Source organism: Patulibacter defluvii, from assembly GCF_034096925.1.
Classification (GTDB): Bacteria; Actinomycetota; Thermoleophilia; order Solirubrobacterales; family Solirubrobacteraceae; genus Patulibacter; species Patulibacter defluvii.
In genome coordinates this window covers 26,513-45,308 of sequence record NZ_JAWZSQ010000005.1, presented here as the reverse complement: position 1 = coordinate 45,308, position 18,796 = coordinate 26,513, and the positions used below count along the sequence as shown (strand labels likewise).

Below are 18,796 nucleotides of genomic sequence, written 5' to 3'. Positions count from 1 at the left end.
GTCAGCCCCCGGGACCCTTCCACGCGATCCACGCCCGGCCCGCGCCGGCGAGCACGAACAGCGCGCCGATCAGCACGCCGCGGGCCAGCGGTCCGCCGCCGCCGGCGATCGCGATCACGATCAGCGCCACCCCCAGCAGCGCCACGACCGTCGAGAGCACGATCGTCACCTGCCCGTGCAGTCCGCGGTTCACGCCGACGCTCCCGTCGTGGTGGCCTTGCCGAGCTGGGCGACCGTCCGCGCGTCGGGGTCGGCCTGCAGGATCACGCGACAGGGGCGCTCGGCCATCACCGTCTCGATGCTGCGGCTGATGCCGCCGGCCGGCGCCTTCGGCGGGATCGACATCACGATCGCGCGGGCCTTGGTGGTGCGGGCGTGCTCGACCACCACGCGGCCGAACTGGCCGGCGCGGACCTTCACCCAGCGGCCGCTGATCCGGCTGCCGATCTGCAGCCGCGCCTGCTCGATCAGGGCCTCGGCGGCCCGCTCCTGCTCGGGCAGGCGGGCGTCGATCGGCGACGAGGCGGGGACGATGATCGGAACCAGCAGGAACATCCCGCGGCGGCGCTTGGCCGCGACGGTGGCGGCGGTCGAGAGCGCGCCCTCGGAGTAGCGCAGGCCGAGCAGCGCGACGATCACCGACTCGTACTCGGCCTCGTGGTCGACGACCGCCTCGGGGGTGGCGATCTTGTGCGTCGTCCGCAGGTCGAGGCCCTGGCTGCGGCGGTAGAGCGGGTAGATCACCAGCCCGGTCGCCATCCAGCCGAGGCCGGCCAGCGCCACCGACGGGTGGAGGCCGGTGACGACGACGAAGGCGATCCCGGTCCCGAGCCCGCCGACGATCGCGAACAGCGGCAGCGAGCGGCCGCCGATCCGCAGGTTGCCGGGGCCGCGGTAGGGCCGGTCGAAGTCGGGGTACTTCAGCCGCAGCCGCACGACCGCGACGTGGGCGATCGTGAACGAGAGCATCGCCCCGAACGCGTACATGTTGCCCAGGAAGTCGGCCTTGCCCGGGATCACCGCGATCGCGGCCAGCACGCTGAAGACGAGGATCCCGAACCACGGCGTGCCGAACTTCGGGTGCAGCGTCCGCAGCCGGTCGGGCAGCTGGCGGTGGATGCCCATCGAGTAGACGAGCCGCGAGACGCCGATCACGCCGGCGTTGGTGGCGAGGAACAGGATCGTCGCCGCGAGCAGGCCGACGTAGACCTCGACCGGGGTCTGGAGGACGCCCAGCTCCATGTGCTTGACGACGCCGAGGATCGGGTCGCCGGCGTAGCCGCCCTGGCTCTCGGGCAGGCCCAGCAGCGTGGTGTAGGTGCCGTCCTCCCCCTTGGTGACCGGCAGCGCGGAGAGGGCGACCATCGGCAGGAAGGCGTAGATCGCGAAGACGGCGATCACCACCCGCTTGATCGCCGCCGGCACGGTGGTGCCGGCGTCCTTGGCCTCCTCGGCCATGTTCGAGATCGTCTCGATCCCGGTGTAGGCGACCATCCCGATCGGGATCGCGATGAAGAAGTCCTTCCACTCCGGCGCGACCCCGAGGTCGATGTTGTCGATCAGCTGGTCGGGGCTGAACACGAGGAACAGGCCGAGCCCGACCAGCAGCACCTGGGTCAGGAAGTCGGTGACGGCGAGGGCGATGTTGATCCCCGCCGACTCCTTGACCCCGACGACGTTGATCGCCGCCAGCGCCCCGATCACCACGATCGCGAAGACCACGTCGCCGGGCGCGTGGCGGAGGAACGAGATCGGCTCCCACAGGCCGCCCAGGTAGTGCGGCACGAAGTACGAGCTGATCGCGATCGTGATCGTGTAGTTGAGCATCTGGCCCCACGCCGCGAAGAACGACCAGAACTCGTTGAAGGCGCGACGGGCGAAGCTCGACGAGCCGCCCGCCTCGGGGTACATCGAGGTCGCCTCGGCGTAGGTGGCAGCCGTCAAGTAGAAGATGACGCCGGTGATGATGAAGACGACCGGCGTCAGGCCGAGCGCGAAGCTCGCGACCAGACCGAGCGCGTAGTAGATCGACGAACCGACGTTCCCGTACGCGGTCGAGAAGAGCGCGTTGGTCCCGAGGACCCGCTGCAGTCCGTGGAGTCGTCGTTCGGCCATGGCCGACGCGGCAGTCTACGCCGTGCCGCGGCGACCGTCGCGCGGCCGGCGCGCCGCCGCTCAGCCCGCGGGGTCGACGGTTCCGCGCGAGACCTGCGGACCGCGCGCCGCCAGCCGCTCGGTCTGGCGCGCGCCGTCGCGCCAAAGCCCTGCACAGGCGGTCAGTCCGGCGGCATCGAAGGCCGTCGCCGCCGTCCGCTGGGCGCGGGCCAGGCCGGCCATGTCGCGGGCGCGGGTGGCCGGATCGGCCTGGCGTGCGAGCAGCGCCACCAGCCGCCGGTGGGCGTCCGCGCGGTCGCCCGGCGGCGTCAGGGCGGCGATCCGGTCGCGGAACGCGCGGCCCTGCCGCTCGGCGACCTGCTCCAGTTGGTCGACCGTCAGCTCGCGCTCGCGCTGGAGCCGCGGCAGGTCGCGGCTCTCGGTCACGATCGTGCGGCAGGCGCTGGCCGCGTCGCGGGCGTAGGCGCTCGCAGCGGGCGCGGCTGCGGTGGTGGTCGCCGTCGCGCCGGTGGTGGTCGACGGCGACGGGTCATCGCCCCCGCAGCCGGAGACGGCGACCGCGACCGCGCCGGTCAGCGCAGCCGCCAGCAGCGCGGCCCGGCCGCGCCCCGGGCTCACTGCCCCGGGATCCAGAGCCGGCCGGACTCGACCGCGCTCGGCTCCTGCTTGCCCGGCTCGGCCGCCGGGGCCGGCGGGGTGCCGGGCGCGGCGCCCTCGGCCGGGGCGGCCCCGCCGCCCGGCGAGACGTCGGCGCCGAGCGGCCCGGTCGGGTCCTCGGCCGCCGGCTGGCCGCTAGCGAGCTGGGCGTAGGCCATCTGCAGCTGCGACAGCGCCTGCTCGACCTGCTTGGCGTTCGGGCCCAGCAGCGGCGCGGCGACCGGCTGCAGCGCCTTGATCGCCTCGATCGCCACCTCCAGCTGGGCCGGGTCGCGCTCGCCCAGCGCGCCGGGCGCGAGGCCGGCGCGGCGGCCGCCCAGCTCGATCAGGCTGGCCAGCGACTGGACGACCACGTCCTCGACGCGGACGTTGCGGATCTGCTCCTCGTAGGCGGCGAGCAGCTCCTCCTGGGTCGGCTCGCGGCCGGGGCCACCGGGGCCTCCGGCGCCGGGGAAGGACTCGTTCGTGCTCATGCGGGACGCTCCTCGCTGATGACGGCGGGTGCTGCTCCAGGATAGGTGGCGCGCGTCTCGGCCACGGCAGCGGCGAACGCCTCGGCCGGCGAGGCGCCCTCCTCGACCCGCGCGCGCTGGCGCTCGGCGCCGTTCTGGAGCGGGAAGACCGGCTCGATGCCCAGCTCCGAGCGGACCGGCGCGGTCCAGGCCAGCAGCCGGTCGGCCGCGGCGGCGGCGGGGTACTCGCTGGCCGTCTCCCAGTCGATCAGCTGGCCGCGGCGACCGTCGCGGATCGCCCGCCAGACGTTCTCCTCGATCAGCCGCGGCGCGGGCGGCGCGAACGGCCGGCCCTCGTCGTGGTCGCGGGCGGCCTGCAGCGCGCAGGCGGTGATCAGGCCGGCCAGCGCCTCGGCCTCGGCGGCGGTGCTCTGGGCGTCGCAGATCCGGATCTCGACGGTGCCGAAGGCGATGTGCGGCCGCACCGACCACCAGACCTGCGTGTACTCGACCACCGAGTTGGTCTTCACCAGCAGCTCGAGGTACTCGCAGAACGCCCGCCACGACCCGAAGTGGTCGGGAACGCCGCAGCGGGGGAACGACTTGGTGAAGGTCTGGGTGCGGATCGAGTGCAGGCCGGTGTCGAGACCGTCGACGAACGGCGAGTTGGCGGAGATCGCCAGCAGCAGCGGCAGCACCGGCCGCAGCCGGTCGCAGACGGCGATCGCGCGGTCGGCGTCGCGGATCCCGACGTGCACGTGGAGCGAGAAGGTGGCGTTGCGCTTGGCCACCCAGCGCAGCCCGTCGACCACCCGCCGGTAGTGCTCGGTGTCGATGAACGCCTGCTGGCGGTAGTCGTCCCAGGGGTGGGTGCCGGTCGCGCCGAGCGCGATCCCCAGGCCCTCGGCGGCGCCGAACAGCCGCGCCCGCCGGTCGCGCTGGCGGTCGAGGGCGTCGCCGAAGGTCAGCCCGCGGCCGGAGCGGATCTCGACCTCGGTCCGGATCAGCTCGCCGGCCACCGACTCGGCCAGCACCGGATCGGCGTCGGCCAGCTGCTTCAGCTCCTCGAAGCGGGTGACCATGTCGAGCGTCCCCGGGTCGAGGAGCATGAACTCCTCCTCGATCCCGACGGTGCCGTCGGTCCCGGCGGCGTAGGCGGCTTCGGCGGCGATCAGGTCGATCGCGGCGTCGGCGCCCATCAGCGCCTCCCCGGCTGGTGGCGGGCGTCGGTCGCGGAATCGGGCATTCGGCTACGCGAGGTAGTAGTAGAGGGCGTGGAGCAGGTCGACGGCCGGGCTCGACGTGTGGACCGTGACCCCCGCCGGCGTCCGCAGCAGGCTGCCGCTGTAGTTGAAGATGATCTGGACGCCCGCCTCGACCAGCTCGTCGGCCAGGCTCTGGGCGGCCTTCGCGGGCGAGGCGATCACACCGACCACGACCTCGTGCTCGCGGACCACGTCGGCCAGGTGGCGGACGTCGCCGATCTCCAGCTCGCCGATCGGGGTGCCGATCTTGGCCGGGTCGTTGTCGAGCACCGCGACGATCTCGAAGCCGTGGTCGGCGAAGACGTCGCTGCCGGCGATCGCGCGGCCCAGGTGGCCGGCGCCGAGCAGCACGATCCCGACGTGCTGGCTGGTGTGGAGGATCCCGCGGATCTGGGTGACCAGCTCCTCGACGTCGTAGCCGACGCCGCGCTTGCCGAAACGCCCGAAGCCGGAGAGGTCGCGGCGGATCTGGGTGCTGTTGACGTGGGTGTGGGCCGACAGCTCCTGCGAGCTCATCGTCGCCCGGCCCATCTTGCGCGCCTGGGTCAGGACCTGCAGGTAGCGCGACAGCCGCTCGGCCTGGCCGACCCCGAGCCGGACCTCGGGTGCGGGGTCGGCGCGCGGTTCGTCGGGGTCCAGCGCGGCTGCGGGGGTGGCGTCGAGGGTGTTCATCGGCTGGGCGACGATTCTACGCGGCGCAACCGTCGGGACGGGCTCGGAGGGCACCGCCTCCAGCCGCCGCTCCGGGGCCCGCGCGGCCGGACGGGCCGCCGCCGTCGCCGCCGTGGCGCCGCCGCCGCTGCGCGCGCCGGCCGCGCCGGCCAGCCGCTGGCGGAGGTCGCGGACGGCCCCCAGCACCCGCTCGGCGTCGACCGCGAAGTCGCACAGCTCCTCGCCGGCGACCGCGATCACGGGGATCCGCTCCAGGTAGCGGGCGTGGAGCCGGTCGTCGCGCTCGATGTCGACCGTCCGGACCGTGAACGGCTCCTGCGCCCGCAGCGCGTCGAGATCCTCGAGCGCATCGGCGCAGAGATGACATCCCGGACGCAGGAAGACGACGACCTCGGGGGCGGACACCATCCGATCCTCGCAGACCGGCCGGGCCGCGTGTCCGCCGTCGCGACCCGGACCCGGCCGCCGGGGGACCCGGATCCCCCGCGGGGGTCCTTCGCACGCTCGCCGCGCCCGGCCTAGGGTGGCGGCATGTCCCACCGTCCCCTGTCCCGTCGCCGCGGCCCGCTGCTGGGCGCGCTGGTCCTGAGCGCCGCCCTCGCCACCGCCGCCACCGGCTGCGGATCGTCCGATCCCGATCCGACCACCTCGACCACCACCGCCTCGACCCCCAGCACCGCCACCACCGCGCCCTCGACCCCCACCACCGCCACCACCAGTCCCTCGACCACGGCCGACCCGGGCCCGGGCGGCGGCGCGCCCGCCGACGACGAGGCGGCGATCCGCAAGGCGCTCGGGCAGGGCCAGGCCAGCGCCACCCGCGCCCGCACCGCGCGGATCGCGATGAAGATGAAGATCGGCCCGATCGAGAGCACCTCGACCGGCACGATCGACCTGGTCGAGCAGCGGACCGCGATGGACCAGACCGTCTCGCAGGGCGGTCAGAAGACCACGCTCGAGGTCTACGGCGAGAAGCAGAAGGCCTACTTCCAGCGCCCGGGCAGCAGCGAGTGGATGGTGACCGACAACCCGATCGACACCAGCGACCCGATGGCCCAGGTCCGCCAGCTGCAGAAGGCCGAGATCGTCGACGTCGGCGACGTCGAGACCGTCGACGGCCAGCAGTGCCGCTGGTTCGAGGCCCGCGTGAAGGTCGCCGACGCGCTCGAGAACGTCCGCGACCCGACGGTCCGCCAGGCGATGGAGAGCGCCCCCAAGGACGCCGCGATCCCGCTCGAGGCGTGCGTCGACGGCCGCGGCCTGACCTACCGGATCGAGGAGGACTACGAGCCCTCGAAGGTCCTCGGACCGGTCGCCGCCGCGGCCCCCCGGACCGTGATCTCGATGCGGATGGACCAGTACGGCCAGGCCGCCTCGCCCGAGCGCCCCGACGGCATCGACGACGCCAAGCCGTTCTCGCTGACGGGTGGCGCCGGCGGCGCGGGCGCCGCCGGCTGAGGCGGAGGCTCGGAAGGGTCGGGGGGGGGGTCGCGCCTGGCGCGCCACACCTCCGGCCGCCGCCGGGGTGTGGCGCCTGGCGCTCGCCTGACGGGCGCGGTGCGCCACACCCGCGGTAGCGATGAGGTGTGGCGCGTCGTGCCGGGTGCCGCGCTCAGGCCGCGACCGGCGCCGACTGGCCGTTGCCGTAGGCCTCGAGCGCGCCGCGCAGGGCCGGGTCGACCGGCGCCCGGAAGCGGGCGACGGCGGCGATCATCGCGGCGTTGTCGGTGCAGAGCGCGCGGTCGGGGATCGCCACCGCGGCGCCGAGGGCGGTCAGCCGCTCGCGCAGCGGGCCGTTGGCCGCCACGCCGCCGCCGACCGCCAGCCGGTCGAGGCCGGTCGCCTCGAGCGCCCGCTCGACCCGCACCGCCAGCGTCTCGACGATCGCCCGCTGGTAGGAGGCCGCCAGGTCGGCCCGGTGGCGCGCGACCTCGTCCTCGCCGAGGTCGCGGAGGCGGTAGAGCAGCGCCGTCTTCAGGCCCGAGAACGAGCAGTCGAGCCCGCGGACCTTGGCGCCGGTCGGGAACGCGAAGGCCCGCGGGTCGCCGTCGGCCGCCAGCCGCTCCAGGTGCGGTCCGCCCGGGTACGGCAGGCCGAGCAGCCGCGCGCCCTTGTCGACCGCCTCGCCGGCGGCGTCGTCGAGCGTGCCGCCCAGGACCTCGATCGCGTCGGGGGCGTCGACCCGGGCCAGGAACGTATGGCCGCCCGACGCCACCAGCGCCACGAACGGCGGGGCGAACGAGAGCGGCTCCAGGGTGCAGGCCAGGACGTGCCCGTGCAGGTGGTCGACCGGGATCAGCGGCAGGTCGCGGGCGACGGCGATCGCCTTCGCCGTCTGCAGGCCGACCAGCAGCGCCCCGACCAGGCCCGGCCCCTGCGTCACCGCCACCCGCTCGATCGCGTCGAGCCCGACCCCGGCCGTCCGCAGCGCGTCGGCCACCACCAGGTCGCAGCGCTCGACGTGGACGCGGGCGGCCAGCTCCGGCACCACGCCCCCGTAGGCGTCGTGGACCCCCTGGCTGGAGATCACGTTGGCGAGGATCCGCCCGCCGTCGTCGACGACCGCCGCGCAGGTGTCGTCGCAGCTGGTCTCGATCGCCAGGATCACCGCGCCGGCCCTCGCGGCGGCGCCGGCTGGCCGATGTCGGCGTCGGGCGGCACCGGCCCGCGGGAGCCCGGAAACCCGCCCGGCCCGCCCGACCGCAGCGGCCGGCCGTCGCCGTCCACCCGCACGCCCTCGGCCCCGGGCACGTCGTCGACCCGGCCGTCGAGCGTGGCCGGCGTCCGCCACATGATCAGGGCGTCCTCGCCGTCGTCGCGGTAGTAGTTGCGGCGGGTCCCGACCGAGAGGAAGCCGAGCCGGTCGTAGAGCGCCCGCGCGGCGGTGTTCGACGGCCGCACCTCGAGCGTCAGCCGCGCCTCCGACCCGCCGGCGGCCGCGATCACGTGGTCGAGCAGCGCGCGGGCGATCCCCTCGCGGCGGCGGTTCGGCTCGACGCAGACGTTCATCACGTGAAAGGCGTCGTCGTAGCGGCTGACGATCGCGTAGCCGACCAGCGGCCGGCCGGCCGTCGGCGCGACCCCGGTCGCGAACGAGCGGGCGACGATGCAGAGCCCGCCCGGCTTCGCCACCTCGAGCACGAACATCGCCAGCGACCACGGCGCCCGGTAGCTGCGGCGCTCGATCGCCAGCACCTGCGGCAGGTCGGCGAAGGTCAGCCGCTGGATCGCCGTCCCACGGGCCGTCCCTGCCCGCGCGCCAGCGGCCCCGTCGGGCGGGCGGCGGTCCGGGGAGGGGCTGGGTACGGGTGGCGTCACCGTCGGCTGGTCGGGATCGCGTCGGCCCCGCGAACGTACACCGGTCGCACGTCGGCCGGGGCGGTGACCGCGATCGCGGCCCCGGCCCGGGCCAGCGCCAGCCCGTCGACGGCGTGCCGCCGCGGGTCGTCGGGGACGGCGATCCCGGCCGCCTCCAACGCCGCCCGGTGGACCGGCGCGCCGTCGCCGACCGCCACCGCCGGCCGCTCCGGCAGCGCGGCCAGCGCCGCGGCCAGATCGGCGACCGGGACCACGAACGGCGCCCCGTCGCCGAGGGTCAGGAACAGCTCGCGGCGGCGGGCGTCCTGGACCGCGAGCACCGGCCCCTCCCCCGCCAGGTCGGCCGCGGCGGCGACCAGCGCGACCGGCGTCGGCAGCCCGACCAGCGGCGTGCCGGTGGCCAGCGCCAGCGAGCGGGCGGTCGCGACCCCGACCCGGATCCCGGTGAAGGTGCCCGGCCCGAGCCCGACCACGATCCGCCCCAGCCGGTCGAGCCCGCCGCCGGTCTCCGCCAGCACCTCGTCGGCCAGCGCCAGCAGCCGCGCCGTGTGGGCCGGCCGCTGGCCCGCGGGCGGCGGCTCGTGGCGGGCCGCGGTCGCGCCGTCGGGCCCGGGCGCGATCGCGGCGGCGACCGTCGCCGGGGTCGCCGTGTCGAGCGCCAGCGTCCAGCCCGCGCTCACCGCCACCGCAGCTCGACCTCCCGTGCGTCGTCGCCGGCGTGGCGCAGCTCCAGCTCCAGCACCACCCGCTCGGCGAGCAGCGCCGCGGCCGGGTCCGGCCACTCGACGAAGGCGATCACGTCGCCGGCCAGCTCCTCCTCGACCAGCTCCTCGTCCTCGTCGCCGAGCCCGGCCAGGCGGTAGAGGTCGAGGTGCGCCACCCGCACCCGGCCGCCGTCGTAGCGATTGGCGAGCGCGAAGGTCGGCGAGGTCACCCGACCGCCGGCCCCGAGCGCCGCCGCGGCTCCCCGCACCAGCGTGGTCTTGCCGCTGCCCAGCTCGCCCCGCAGCAGCACCACGTCGCCCGGGCTCAGGCGGGCGGCGATCGCCGCGCCCAGCGCCTCGGTCTGCTCCGCGGAGGTGGTCCGGCGGACGCCGCCGGCCGCGACGTCACCAGCGGACATCGGCGGTCCGCAGCCGCAGCCCGGCCCCCGCGAGCGCCATCGCCAGCCCGACCAGGGCCAGGCCGCGCAGGTCGCTGCCGGTGTCCGGCAGGTGGGCCGCGGCGGCGGCCCGCGGCGAGCGGGCGCCGGGCTCGCGGTCGGGGCGTGCCGGCGGCTCCCGGCGGGCGGGTGCGGGACGGAGGTCTGGCGGCTGGTCGAGCAGCCGGCCGAACGGCTCGCTCTGGGCCGCGGCGACCGACGGGTTCGACGCGACGACCGCCAGCGTCACGACGCCGGCGGCGAGCACCGCCGACAGGGCACGACGCTCGGGACGCATTCGCCGGGAATCCTACGCGGCGGCGCGGCGGGTGGCCGCCAACGCCCCAGCGGCGGGCGTCCACTAGCCTGTCCGCCGTGTCGTCCGACGCTCCGCCGTCCGTGCGGCGCTCGTCGATGACCCTCTCCGCCTCGTTCTCGCGCCTCAAGGAGCTGCGCACGACCGACACCGGCCGCGCCGCCGAGCTGGCGGCCGCGTCGATGTTGAACAACGCGATCCAGCTGGTCTTCGTGGTCGTCCTGACCCGGCTGCTGGGCAAGGACGGCTACGCCTCGCTGGCGGCGCTGGTGGCGGCGTTCCTGATCCTCCAGGTCTCCGGCCAGTCGATGCAGGCGGCCGCGGCGCGGGCGATGGTGCGGTGGACCCGCAGCGGCCACCACGCCCCCTACCGCGAGGTCGCCGCCTGGACCCGCCAGGTGCTGCTGCTGTCGGGCGTGGTGCTGGTGCTGGGCGTGGTCCTGCGGGCACCGCTGGCGCAGCTGATCGGGGTCGACGAGCACCGCGGCGCGGCGGCGCTGCTGCCGGTCACCGGCACCCTCTGGCTGCTGGTCTGCCTGCAGCGGGGCGCGCTCCAGGGCCTGCGCGACTTCGACGCGGTCGCGACCAGCATCGTGCTGGAGGCGGTCTTCCGGCTCGGCGGGGCGCTGCTGTTCGTCGGGCTCGGGCCGCTGGTCTGGGCCGACACCGAGGTCACCGGCGCCTTCGCCGCCGCCCCCGCCGCCTTCGCGCTGCTGGCGATCGGGATGGACCGCCGGCTGCGCCACGCGCACCTCGGCGACGGCGAGGCCGAGGCCGCGGGCGACAAGCCGGTCCCGCTGCGTCAGCTGGCCCAGTGGGAGCTGACGGTGATCGTCTCGCTGCTGCTGCTGGCGATCATGCAGAACGTCGACACGATCCTCGCCAACCGCGAGTTCGAGAAGGCGGTCGCGGCCTCCTACGCCGCCGCCGCGGTCGCGGCCAAGGCGGTCGTCTGGGTCGCGGTCGGCGTCGCCCTGCACCTGCTGCCGGAGGCCACCCACCGCGCCGTCCGCGGGCAGGATCCGCACCCGGTGCTGCGGCGGGCGCTGGCCTTCCTGGCCCTGATCGGGCTGCCGGCGATCGCGATCTTCGCCGTGATCCCGGGCTGGCTGCTGACGACCGCGTTCGGGCCCGAGTTCGACACCGCCTCCGGTGCCCTGCCGCTGCTGGGGATCGCGATGCTGCTGCTCTCGATCACGCTGATGTCGGTCCAGTACCTGTCGGCGATCGGCCGCCACCGCCACCTGCTGCCGCTGTTCGTGCTGGCCGCGGTCGAGATCGGCCTGCTGCTGCGCAAGGACTGGAGCGCGACCGAGTTCGCCGGGATCGTGCTCGCCGCCCAGGCGGTCGCGGCCGCCACCACGCTGACGATGGCCTGGTTCACCAAGCCGGCGCCCGGCGTCGACGAGCGGACGGCGGCGGAGGCCGTCGCGTGAGCCGCCGCGGTCGCCGCGCGCTGGCCGCGGGCGCGCTGTTGCTGGCCACCGTCGTAGCCCCGGCCCACGCCGCCGCGGCGACGCCCGCGCTGCCGCCGCTGGCCGCCGAGGCGCGGCAGCTGGCGATCGACGACGCCGGCTGGTGGGCCGCCCACCAGCAGTCGGGCGGGACCTTCCCCGAGCGGCTGCGCAACGACCGCCCGACCAACGGCTACGGGCGGGTGATGCTCGGCTACGGGCTGCTGCGGGCCGGCACCGCGGTCGGCCGCGAGACGCCCTCGGGCGGCGCGCTCTGGGCCGCCGGCGACCGCGCGCTCTCGCCCCAGCGCCAGCTCTCCAGCCAGGGCTTCCGCGGGCTCGCCGCCGCCTTCCTCCACCGCGACGTGCCCGACGCGCCGCCGGCCGCCCGCCGCTGGGCCGCGACCTACCTGCAGCGGTTCCGCGACACCGAGGTCGGGCCGCGGGCCGTCGCCTGCAAGCGCGACCCCCGCTGCTACAGCAACCTGAAGCTGCTGGAGGCGCTCGACGTCCTGCTGCTGACCCGCTCGGGCCTGACCTCGAACGTGCCCGGCAGCCGGCTGGCGTCGGCGGCCGCGTCGCGGCGGTGGGCGGCCGAGGTGATCGAGCGGCGGGTGCCGGCGATCGCCGACGGCCGGCTGCGGGCCCGGACGGGCGGCGCGACGGTCCGCGGCAGCGTCCTCTCCGACCCGCCCAACGACCCGCTCGCCTACCACGCGCTGTCGACCTGGATGCTGGCCCAGTCGGTCGCCGAGCTGGGGGCCTCGGCCTCGTCGTCGGCCCGGCGGGCGCTGCGCGAGACGCTCGACGCGCTCAGTGTCCTGATCGCCCCCGACGGCGAGATCGCCTGGTACGGCCGCGGCCAGGCCCAGGTCTGGACGCTGGCGATGGCCGCCGCGGCCGGGGCCGAGGGCGCGCGGGCGTTCCGCGGTCAGCCGGCGCTGGCCGGCCGCTATCTGGCGGTGACCCGGGTCGCGCTGCAGCGGCTGCGCGAGCGCCACCGCGAGTCGACCGGCCTGCTGGCGCTGGTCGACACCTGGCCCGGCGGCGGCAGCCGCCGCAACGTGCGCGGGATCGATCCCTACGCCGGCAGCGTCGTCTACGGCGGCCTCGCCCAGCTGGCGCTGTGGAAGGCGTCGGACGCGATCGAGGCGATCCCCGGCCTGGCCGCCGGTCCGCTGCCCGCCGACGACGAGCTGCGGGTCAGCGATCCGCGGGCGTCGCGGCTGGCCGTCGTCCGCCGCGGGCGGGTCTGGTTCGGCGTCCACGCGGTCGTCCAGCACCCCCGCGACCTGCGCTACGACTTCGGGCTGCTGCGGCTGAAGCTGCGCGGCGACGACGGCGGCTGGCGCGACCTGCTGGCGCCGCGGCCGCTGACCGAGACCGGCAACGCGACCACCCGCACCGCCGGTCCGACGCTGACCGTCGGCGGCCGCACCGGCTACCCCGAGGGCCGCACGATCGGCGTCGCCTCGGACGGCACCGTCAGCGTTCGCGGCGGCTTCCGGACCGCCGACGGCGCCTGGCTGCGGCAGGGCGTGCGGTTCGCCTACCGGCCGCTCGCCACGGGGCTGCGGCTGACCGTCTCCGGCCTCGCGGGCGGGACGCTGCGGGTCCGCACCTTCGGCACCCGCTCCGGCCTCCGCCGCCGCGACGACCGCACGCTGGTCGCCGACGGGACGACGATCCGCTTCGACCGCGCCGCCCGCTTCTCGCGCGTCCAGGGCGGCTTCCACAGCGGCCCGCTGCCCGACCTGGCCGTGGTCGACGCGCAGCTGCCGGTCCGCGGCTCCTCCGCCACCGTCACCTACGACGGCGGCTAGCGCGCGGGCACGACCAGCGGCAGGGTGCTGGTCCGCCGGCCCTGACGCACGCGGTAGACGACCGCGGCCGCACCGTCGCGGGGCGCGGCCAGCGTCACCCGGAAGCGGCCGCGGCGGTCGCTGCGGACGCTGGTGACGGTCGGCCGGCCGCCGCCGCAGACCGCGACCCCCTCGATCGCCAGCCGCGTGGCGCGGTGGACGCCGGCGATCCGCCCGCGGATCGTGACCGCCCCGTCGGCGCGGGTGCGGCGGGCCTCGATCGTGGCCGCGCGGGTGGCCTTGTGGGCCAGCGAGCGGGCCCCGCCGGCGACGGTCAGCCGGTAGCGGGCGCGCGCCCGGGCCCGCGCCGCCGTCGGGGCCGGCACCGTCACGACGATCGCGCCGTCGCGGGCGACCCGGGTGCGGCCGACCGAGCGGCCGTCGCGCTCGACGGCGACGGCGGCGCCGGCCAGCGCGCGGGCGGCCAGGCCGGTCAGCCGCACCCGCGGCCGGCGGCCGGGTCGGGCCTCGATCGCGGCCAGCACCACGTAGCGGTCGGCGCAGGGCACCGGCGGCGGCATCCCTGGGTCGGTCGGCGTGGTCGGGACGGTCGGCGCGTCCGCGGTCCCGGTCGCGCGAAGGGCGACCGGCGGCGAGCCCTCGGCGTTGTCGGCGAAGGTCAGCTGGGCCCGCCGCTCGCCCGCCGCGGTGGGCGCGAAGCGGACCCGCACCGTGCAGCGCCCGGCGACCGCCACCGAGGTCCCGCGGCAGCCGTCGGCGACGATCGCGAACGCCCCGGCGTCGGCCCCGGTCAGCGCCAGGCCGGTCACCCGCAGCGGACCGGGACCGGCGTTGGTCACCGTCAGCTCGTGCTCGCCGCTCGCCCCGACCGCGACCGCGCCGAGGTCGGCGTCCGCCGCCTGGCGGACGGTCGGCGGGGTGAACAGCTCGGCGCTGGCGCGTCGCGCCGCGCTCGTCGTCGAGCCGCCGCCGGCGATCAGCACCCGCCCGTCGGGGAGCGCGGTCAGGGTCGGGAAGAAGCGCGGCTCGCCCAGCAGGAAGCTCGCGATCGGTCCGCCGGCGGCCGCGTCGTAGAGCTCGCTCGCGCCGCGCTCGCCGACGACCAGGATCGCCCGCCCCGCCGCCAGCGGCTCCGCCTGGACCAGGTTGCCGCCCGCCGGCAGCTGGCCCTGCGGCGTCCAGCTGCCGGTCGCCGGGTCGTAGCGCTCGATCCCGGTCCCGTGCGTCAGCCCCTCGATGCCGCCGGCGACGACCACCCGGCCGTCGCTGAGCAGCGCGCTGCCGGCCTGGGCGCGGGCCGCGGCCATCGATCCGCTGGGCGACCAGGTGCCCGTGGCCGGGTCGTAGCGCTCACTGCTGGCCGCCACGGAGAACGGCGAGGGGTCGGAGCCCCCGGCCACCAGCACCTGGCCGCTCGCCAACAGCGCCGCCGCGGCGTTCTCCCGCGGCACGGCCAGGCTGGCGGTGGTCGTCCAGGTGCCGGTCGCCGGGTCGTAGATCTCGGCGCTGCGCTGGCCGACGCGGCCGGCGCTGCCGCCGGCCACCAGCACCCGTCCGTCGGCCAGCCGGACCGCGCTGTGGCCCTCGCGCGGCTGGTTGAGGCTGCCGGTCGCGGTCCAGGTGTTGGCCCGCGGGTCGTAGAGCTCGCTCGTCGCGATCGTGCCAGCGGGCGTGCGGCCGCCCGTCACCAGCACCCGCCCGTCGAGCAGCAGCGTGGCGGTCGCGTAGTGGCGCGGCACCAGCGGCGGGGCGGCCGACTGCCAGCGCTCGCTGGCCGGGTCGTACAGCTCGGCACCGGCGACCTCGCGCTGGCCGTCGAAGCCGCTGACGACCAGCACCCGTCCGTCCCGCAGCAGCGCGGCCTGAGCCCCGCCGCGAGCGTCGGCCATGCTGCCGGTGGCCGCCCAGCCGGAGGCGGCCGACGCGACCGCGGCCGGCGCCAGCAGCGCACCGCAGGCGGCCGACGCGACGAGGGTTCCGCGCCGCCACCGTCCGTGCATGCGCGGGGACGCTAGCCGGGCGGGAGCGGCGAACCGACCGTCGCTGGACGGGTGTCCGGGTGGACGTCGTCCACCGCCGCACGCCGCCCCCGCAGGCCGCGGAGCCCGCCGAAGGCCAGCGTCACCAGCGCCACCGGGACCGTCGCCGGCAGCGTGTCGAAGACCCAGAACAGCAGGTCGAAGAGGAAGCCGACCACCAGCAGCGCCGCCGCCGCGGCCACCCGCAGCCGCCGCGACGCGCCCTCGGCGGCCAGCACCGCCCCGAGCACCGCCGCCACGAAGACGTCGCCGTAGCCGAGCGAGGCGCCCTCGACGGTCAGGAACTGGAACCGCGGCAGGCCGGCGGCGGGAACGGCCGCGTTGAGGGTCGCGTTCGGCTTCTCGAGCCCGCCGGAGAAGACCAGCACCGCGTCGATCGCCGCCATCGCCACCAGCCCGACCCGGATCCAGGTCAGGCCGCCGCCGGCCGGGCCGCCGACCCCGCCGACGACCCCGGCCAGCAGCCGCCCGAGCGCCACGCAGCTGAGCGCGGTCAGGGCCGCCGCCGCCAGCTGCCCGGCCAACCGGCCCTCGTCGGCGATCGCCAGCGCCAGCAGCGGCAGCGCGGCCAGGCCCAGCCACCAGCGGGCGCCGACCATCGCCCAGCCGAGCGCCGCCCCGGCCAGCGGCGGGATCGCCAGCAGCGCCGTCCAGGTCAGCACCGAGGCCGCCCCCGGCAGCACCGCCAGCAGCCCGACCACGACCGCGATCGAGAGCGGCAGCACCAGCGACCAGCAGCGCCCGGCCAGCGGCCGCGCGAACGCCGGCAGCCCCGCCGCCGGCAGCGCCACCAGCAGCGCCTGGACGACGGTGAAGAGCCCGCTCGGCCAGCTGAAGGGCAGCGGATCCACTCAGAACAGCCCGAGCTGGACGTCGCTCGGCGGGTCGGGGGCCGGCGGCTCCTCGGCCGCCGGCGCCGGGTCGGGCTCGGGCGCCACGACCGGCTGCGGCCGCGGCAGCTCCAGCAGCGCCGGCAGCCGCGCGACGTCGCGCCGCAGCTGCTCGACGCTGGTCGGCTGGTAGAGCGCCGCCGCCGGGTGGAAGAGCGGCAGCAGGCGGACGGTGGTGGCGCCGATCGTGCGCACCTCGGGCCGCCCGTGGACCGCCCGCAGCGGCCGCGGGTCGCCCCGCAGCAGCCGGGTCGCCAGCGTCCCGAGCGTGCAGACGACCTTCGGCTGCACCAGCGCCAGCGTCTCCAGCAGGTAGTCGTGGCAGTGGTCCAGCTCCTCCGGCAGCGGGTCGCGGTTGTCGGGCGGCCGGCAGCGCAGCAGGTGGGTCAGGAAGACCGCGTCGCGGGCCAGCCCGACCTCGGCCAGCAGCTCGTTCAGCAGCCGCCTCGGCGCCCCCACCAGCGGCACGCCCTGGCGGTCCTCGTTCTGGCCCGGGGCCTCGCCGACCAGCAGCAGGTCGGCGTCCGGATCGCCGCTGCCGAAGACGACGGTGGTCCGTCCCGCGGCCAGCTGCGGGCAGCGCGTGCAGGCGCGGGCGCGGGCGGCGAGCTCGGCCAGGCCGGCCCGGCGCTCGCCCGCGGTGGCGGGATCGGCCATCGCCTCCGAGGCTAGACGATCCAACACCCGGGTCCCCCGACCGGGTGGAGCTTGAATTCCGATCCGGATTCAGGGTGTCTGATGGCGGGCGGAAAGCCGCTTGGAAACTGGCGATCCGTGCCCTCGGTCACGGTGTCCGACGGGCGTTCCCACGGGATCGCGCGCTGGGGGTTGCGTTCGGCTCCGGGAGTGCTACAACTCCCGTATGGCCGTCACCGCGCAAGCGGGACGGACCCGTTTCTCCCCTTTCCTTTCCTGAGTACGCGACCGGCATCCCCTGGTGGGGAGCTGGACCGGAGTTCCTTCGATGGACAGCCGTCCGAGCGCGCCCCTTGGCGCGCACATCGCCCGATCCGCCGTGGTCGGTCAGGGCCGCCTGGGCCATGCCCTGGTGCGCGCCCTCACCGCCGCCGGCGTCCCGGTCAGCGGGCCGCACGGTCGCGGCTACGACGGCCGCGGCGACGACCTGGTCCTGCTCTGCGTGCCGGACGCGGCGATCGCCGAGGCGGCCGCCGCGATCCTCCCCGGTCCCCTGGTCGGGCACTGCTCGGGCGCGACCACCCTGGCCCCGCTCGCCCCCCACGAGGCGCTCTCGCTGCACCCGCTGATGACCGTCCCGGGGCCGGAGGCCGAGCTGCGCGGCGCGCCCTGCGCGATCGCCGGCGGCAGCCCGCGGGCGCTGGCCGTGGCCCGGGCGCTGGCCGAGGCGCTCGCGATGCCGGCCGTCGCCGTCGCCGACGAGGACCGCGCCGCGTACCACGCGGCCGCCTCGATCGCCGCCAACTACCTGCAGGCGGTCGAGGACCTGGCCACCCGCCTGGCCGCCTCGGCCGGCGTCGACCGGCAGCTGCTGGGGCCGCTGGTGCGGGCCGCCGTCGACGGCTGGCAGGCCGAGGGCGCCGGCCCGGCCCTGACCGGCCCGGTCGCGCGCGGCGACGAGCGGACGGTCGCCCGCCAGCGGGCCGCCGTCGCCGAGCGGCTGCCGGCCGCCGACCTCGCCCTCTTCGACGCGCTCACCGACGCCACCGCGCGGCTGGCGGGCCGCGCCGCGCCGGCCCTCTCCGGGAGCCGCGCGTGAGGACCGTCCGGACCGTCGCCGCGCTCCGCGACCACGTCCGCGCCGCCCGCGCCGCCGGCCGCACCGTCGGCCTGGTGCCGACGATGGGCGCGCTCCACGACGGCCACCTGTCGCTGATCGCGCGCGCCGCCGCCGACCACGACGAGGTCGTCGTCTCGCTGTTCGTCAACCCGACCCAGTTCAACGACGCCGGCGACCTCGACGCCTACCCGCGGACCGAGCGGGAGGACGCGCGGCTCGCCGCCGCGGCCGGTGGGACGCTGCTGTTCGCCCCGCCGGTGGCCGAGGTCTACCCCGACGGCTTCAGCGCCGAGGTCCGGATCGGCGGGCCGCTGACCGAGCGGCTGGAGGGCGCCCACCGCGGCGCCGCGCACTTCCACGGCGTCACCACCGTCGTCACCAAGCTGCTGAACATGGTCCAGCCGGACGTCGCCTTCTTCGGCGCCAAGGACGCCCAGCAGGTGCTGGTCGTCCAGCGGCTGGTCCGCGACCTCGACATCCCGGTCCGGATCGCCGTCGGCGCCACCGTCCGCGAGCCGGACGGCCTGGCCCGCTCCAGCCGCAACCTGCGGCTCTCGGCCGACGACCGCCGGCGCGCCGCCGCCCTCCCGCGGGCGCTCGACGCCGCCCTCGTCGGCCTCGCCGACGGCGAGCGCGACGGCGACCGGCTGCGGGCCGCCGTCGGTGAGCGGCTGGCCGACGCCGGCCTCGTGCCGGAGTACGTGGCGCTGGTCGACCCGGCCACGCTCGACGAGCGGATCGCCGTCGACGCCCCTTCCCTGCTCGCGATCGCCGTCCCGGTCGGACCGGTGCGGCTGATCGACAACGTCCTCCTCGACCCCGACCGCCCCGCCCCGCCGCTGACCGGCGACGGCGAGCGGGCGCTTCTCCCCACCCACGCACCGAAGGGCTGAATCCC

19 protein-coding genes are annotated in these 18,796 nt (G+C 76.7%); 5 read left to right on the top strand and 14 right to left on the bottom strand.

From position 1 onward, the window contains the following. Position 1: 1 nt before the first annotated feature. From SH587_RS07000 to SH587_RS06975, 6 genes are read right to left on the bottom strand one after another with little or no spacing between them, the layout of a single operon-like run. Positions 2 to 193, bottom strand: a complete 192-nt coding sequence (locus tag SH587_RS07000; RefSeq protein ID WP_320669869.1) for a hypothetical protein — start codon at positions 191 to 193, stop codon at positions 2 to 4. Beyond that, positions 190 to 2,115 (bottom strand): amino acid permease, encoded by a 1,926-nt coding sequence (locus SH587_RS06995; protein WP_320669868.1) that lies wholly within the window; start codon positions 2,113 to 2,115, stop codon positions 190 to 192. The genes SH587_RS07000 and SH587_RS06995 overlap by 4 nt, the downstream gene beginning before the upstream one ends. 60 nt (positions 2,116 to 2,175) lie before the next feature. Continuing rightward, positions 2,176 to 2,733, bottom strand: coding sequence for a hypothetical protein (locus SH587_RS06990; protein ID WP_320669867.1), 558 nt, complete (start codon positions 2,731 to 2,733; stop codon positions 2,176 to 2,178). Next, entirely contained in the window at positions 2,730 to 3,245 is a 516-nt protein-coding gene (locus tag SH587_RS06985) for a hypothetical protein (protein WP_320669866.1), read from the bottom strand. Before SH587_RS06985 ends, SH587_RS06990 begins: the two co-directional genes overlap by 4 nt. Beyond that, positions 3,242 to 4,423, bottom strand: coding sequence for a carboxylate-amine ligase (locus tag SH587_RS06980; protein WP_320669865.1), 1,182 nt, complete (start codon positions 4,421 to 4,423; stop codon positions 3,242 to 3,244). Before SH587_RS06980 ends, SH587_RS06985 begins: the two co-directional genes overlap by 4 nt. 51 nt (positions 4,424 to 4,474) lie before the next feature. Further along, the gene (locus SH587_RS06975; protein WP_320669864.1) at positions 4,475 to 5,566 is read right to left on the bottom strand and encodes a redox-sensing transcriptional repressor Rex; all 1,092 of its coding nucleotides are present in this window, start codon (positions 5,564 to 5,566) and stop codon (positions 4,475 to 4,477) included. A gap of 126 nt (positions 5,567 to 5,692) precedes the next feature. On the opposite strand from SH587_RS06975, the gene SH587_RS06970 reads away from it, so the two are divergent. Next, positions 5,693 to 6,619, top strand: a complete 927-nt coding sequence (locus tag SH587_RS06970) for a hypothetical protein (protein WP_320669863.1) — start codon at positions 5,693 to 5,695, stop codon at positions 6,617 to 6,619. Between the two features lie 154 nt (positions 6,620 to 6,773). Here SH587_RS06970 and tsaD read toward each other — a convergent pair whose 3' ends face one another. The 5 genes from tsaD to SH587_RS06945 are packed head-to-tail and all read right to left on the bottom strand — an operon-like array spanning position 6,774 to position 9,918. Beyond that, positions 6,774 to 7,769, bottom strand: coding sequence for a tRNA (adenosine(37)-N6)-threonylcarbamoyltransferase complex transferase subunit TsaD (gene tsaD, locus SH587_RS06965; RefSeq protein WP_320669862.1), 996 nt, complete (start codon positions 7,767 to 7,769; stop codon positions 6,774 to 6,776). Continuing rightward, positions 7,766 to 8,479 (bottom strand): ribosomal protein S18-alanine N-acetyltransferase, encoded by a 714-nt coding sequence (gene rimI, locus SH587_RS06960; protein ID WP_320669861.1) that lies wholly within the window; start codon positions 8,477 to 8,479, stop codon positions 7,766 to 7,768. The genes tsaD and rimI overlap by 4 nt, the downstream gene beginning before the upstream one ends. Then, complete coding sequence (gene tsaB, locus SH587_RS06955) at positions 8,476 to 9,165, bottom strand: tRNA (adenosine(37)-N6)-threonylcarbamoyltransferase complex dimerization subunit type 1 TsaB (protein WP_320669860.1); 690 nt, start codon at positions 9,163 to 9,165, stop codon at positions 8,476 to 8,478. Before tsaB ends, rimI begins: the two co-directional genes overlap by 4 nt. Then, positions 9,156 to 9,602, bottom strand: coding sequence for a tRNA (adenosine(37)-N6)-threonylcarbamoyltransferase complex ATPase subunit type 1 TsaE (gene tsaE, locus SH587_RS06950; protein ID WP_320669859.1), 447 nt, complete (start codon positions 9,600 to 9,602; stop codon positions 9,156 to 9,158). The genes tsaB and tsaE overlap by 10 nt, the downstream gene beginning before the upstream one ends. Further along, positions 9,589 to 9,918 carry an LPXTG cell wall anchor domain-containing protein gene (locus tag SH587_RS06945; protein ID WP_320669858.1) on the bottom strand — a complete coding sequence of 110 codons (330 nt, stop codon included), beginning with the start codon at positions 9,916 to 9,918 and terminating at the stop codon, positions 9,589 to 9,591. Before SH587_RS06945 ends, tsaE begins: the two co-directional genes overlap by 14 nt. 77 nt (positions 9,919 to 9,995) lie before the next feature. Between SH587_RS06945 and SH587_RS06940 the strand changes: the two genes are divergently transcribed. Continuing rightward, on the top strand, positions 9,996 to 11,372 hold the full coding sequence (locus SH587_RS06940; protein WP_320669857.1) for a lipopolysaccharide biosynthesis protein: 1,377 nt from the start codon (positions 9,996 to 9,998) through the stop codon (positions 11,370 to 11,372). Then, complete coding sequence (locus SH587_RS06935) at positions 11,369 to 13,213, top strand: hypothetical protein (protein WP_320669856.1); 1,845 nt, start codon at positions 11,369 to 11,371, stop codon at positions 13,211 to 13,213. Before SH587_RS06940 ends, SH587_RS06935 begins: the two co-directional genes overlap by 4 nt. Here the strand turns inward: SH587_RS06935 and SH587_RS06930 are convergent. The 3 genes from SH587_RS06930 to SH587_RS06920 are packed head-to-tail and all read right to left on the bottom strand — an operon-like array spanning position 13,210 to position 16,799. Next, a complete protein-coding gene (locus SH587_RS06930) occupies positions 13,210 to 15,213 on the bottom strand; it encodes a choice-of-anchor D domain-containing protein (RefSeq protein WP_320669855.1) in 2,004 nt (667 codons plus the stop codon). The two genes, SH587_RS06935 and SH587_RS06930, sit on opposite strands and share 4 nt — an antisense overlap. A gap of 11 nt (positions 15,214 to 15,224) precedes the next feature. After that, complete coding sequence (locus SH587_RS06925; protein WP_320669854.1) at positions 15,225 to 16,103, bottom strand: hypothetical protein; 879 nt, start codon at positions 16,101 to 16,103, stop codon at positions 15,225 to 15,227. Next, entirely contained in the window at positions 16,104 to 16,799 is a 696-nt protein-coding gene (locus tag SH587_RS06920) for a uracil-DNA glycosylase (RefSeq protein WP_320669853.1), read from the bottom strand. It abuts the gene before it with no gap. A 391-nt stretch (positions 16,800 to 17,190) separates the two neighbouring features. Here SH587_RS06920 and SH587_RS06915 point away from each other — a divergent pair, with 391 nt between their 5' ends. Together SH587_RS06915 and panC are read left to right on the top strand one after the other, a co-directional pair. Beyond that, the gene (locus tag SH587_RS06915; RefSeq protein ID WP_320669852.1) at positions 17,191 to 17,877 is read left to right on the top strand and encodes a DUF2520 domain-containing protein; all 687 of its coding nucleotides are present in this window, start codon (positions 17,191 to 17,193) and stop codon (positions 17,875 to 17,877) included. Beyond that, complete coding sequence (panC, locus tag SH587_RS06910; RefSeq protein WP_320669851.1) at positions 17,874 to 18,791, top strand: pantoate--beta-alanine ligase; 918 nt, start codon at positions 17,874 to 17,876, stop codon at positions 18,789 to 18,791. Before SH587_RS06915 ends, panC begins: the two co-directional genes overlap by 4 nt. The last annotated feature ends 5 nt before the right edge of the window (positions 18,792 to 18,796 follow it).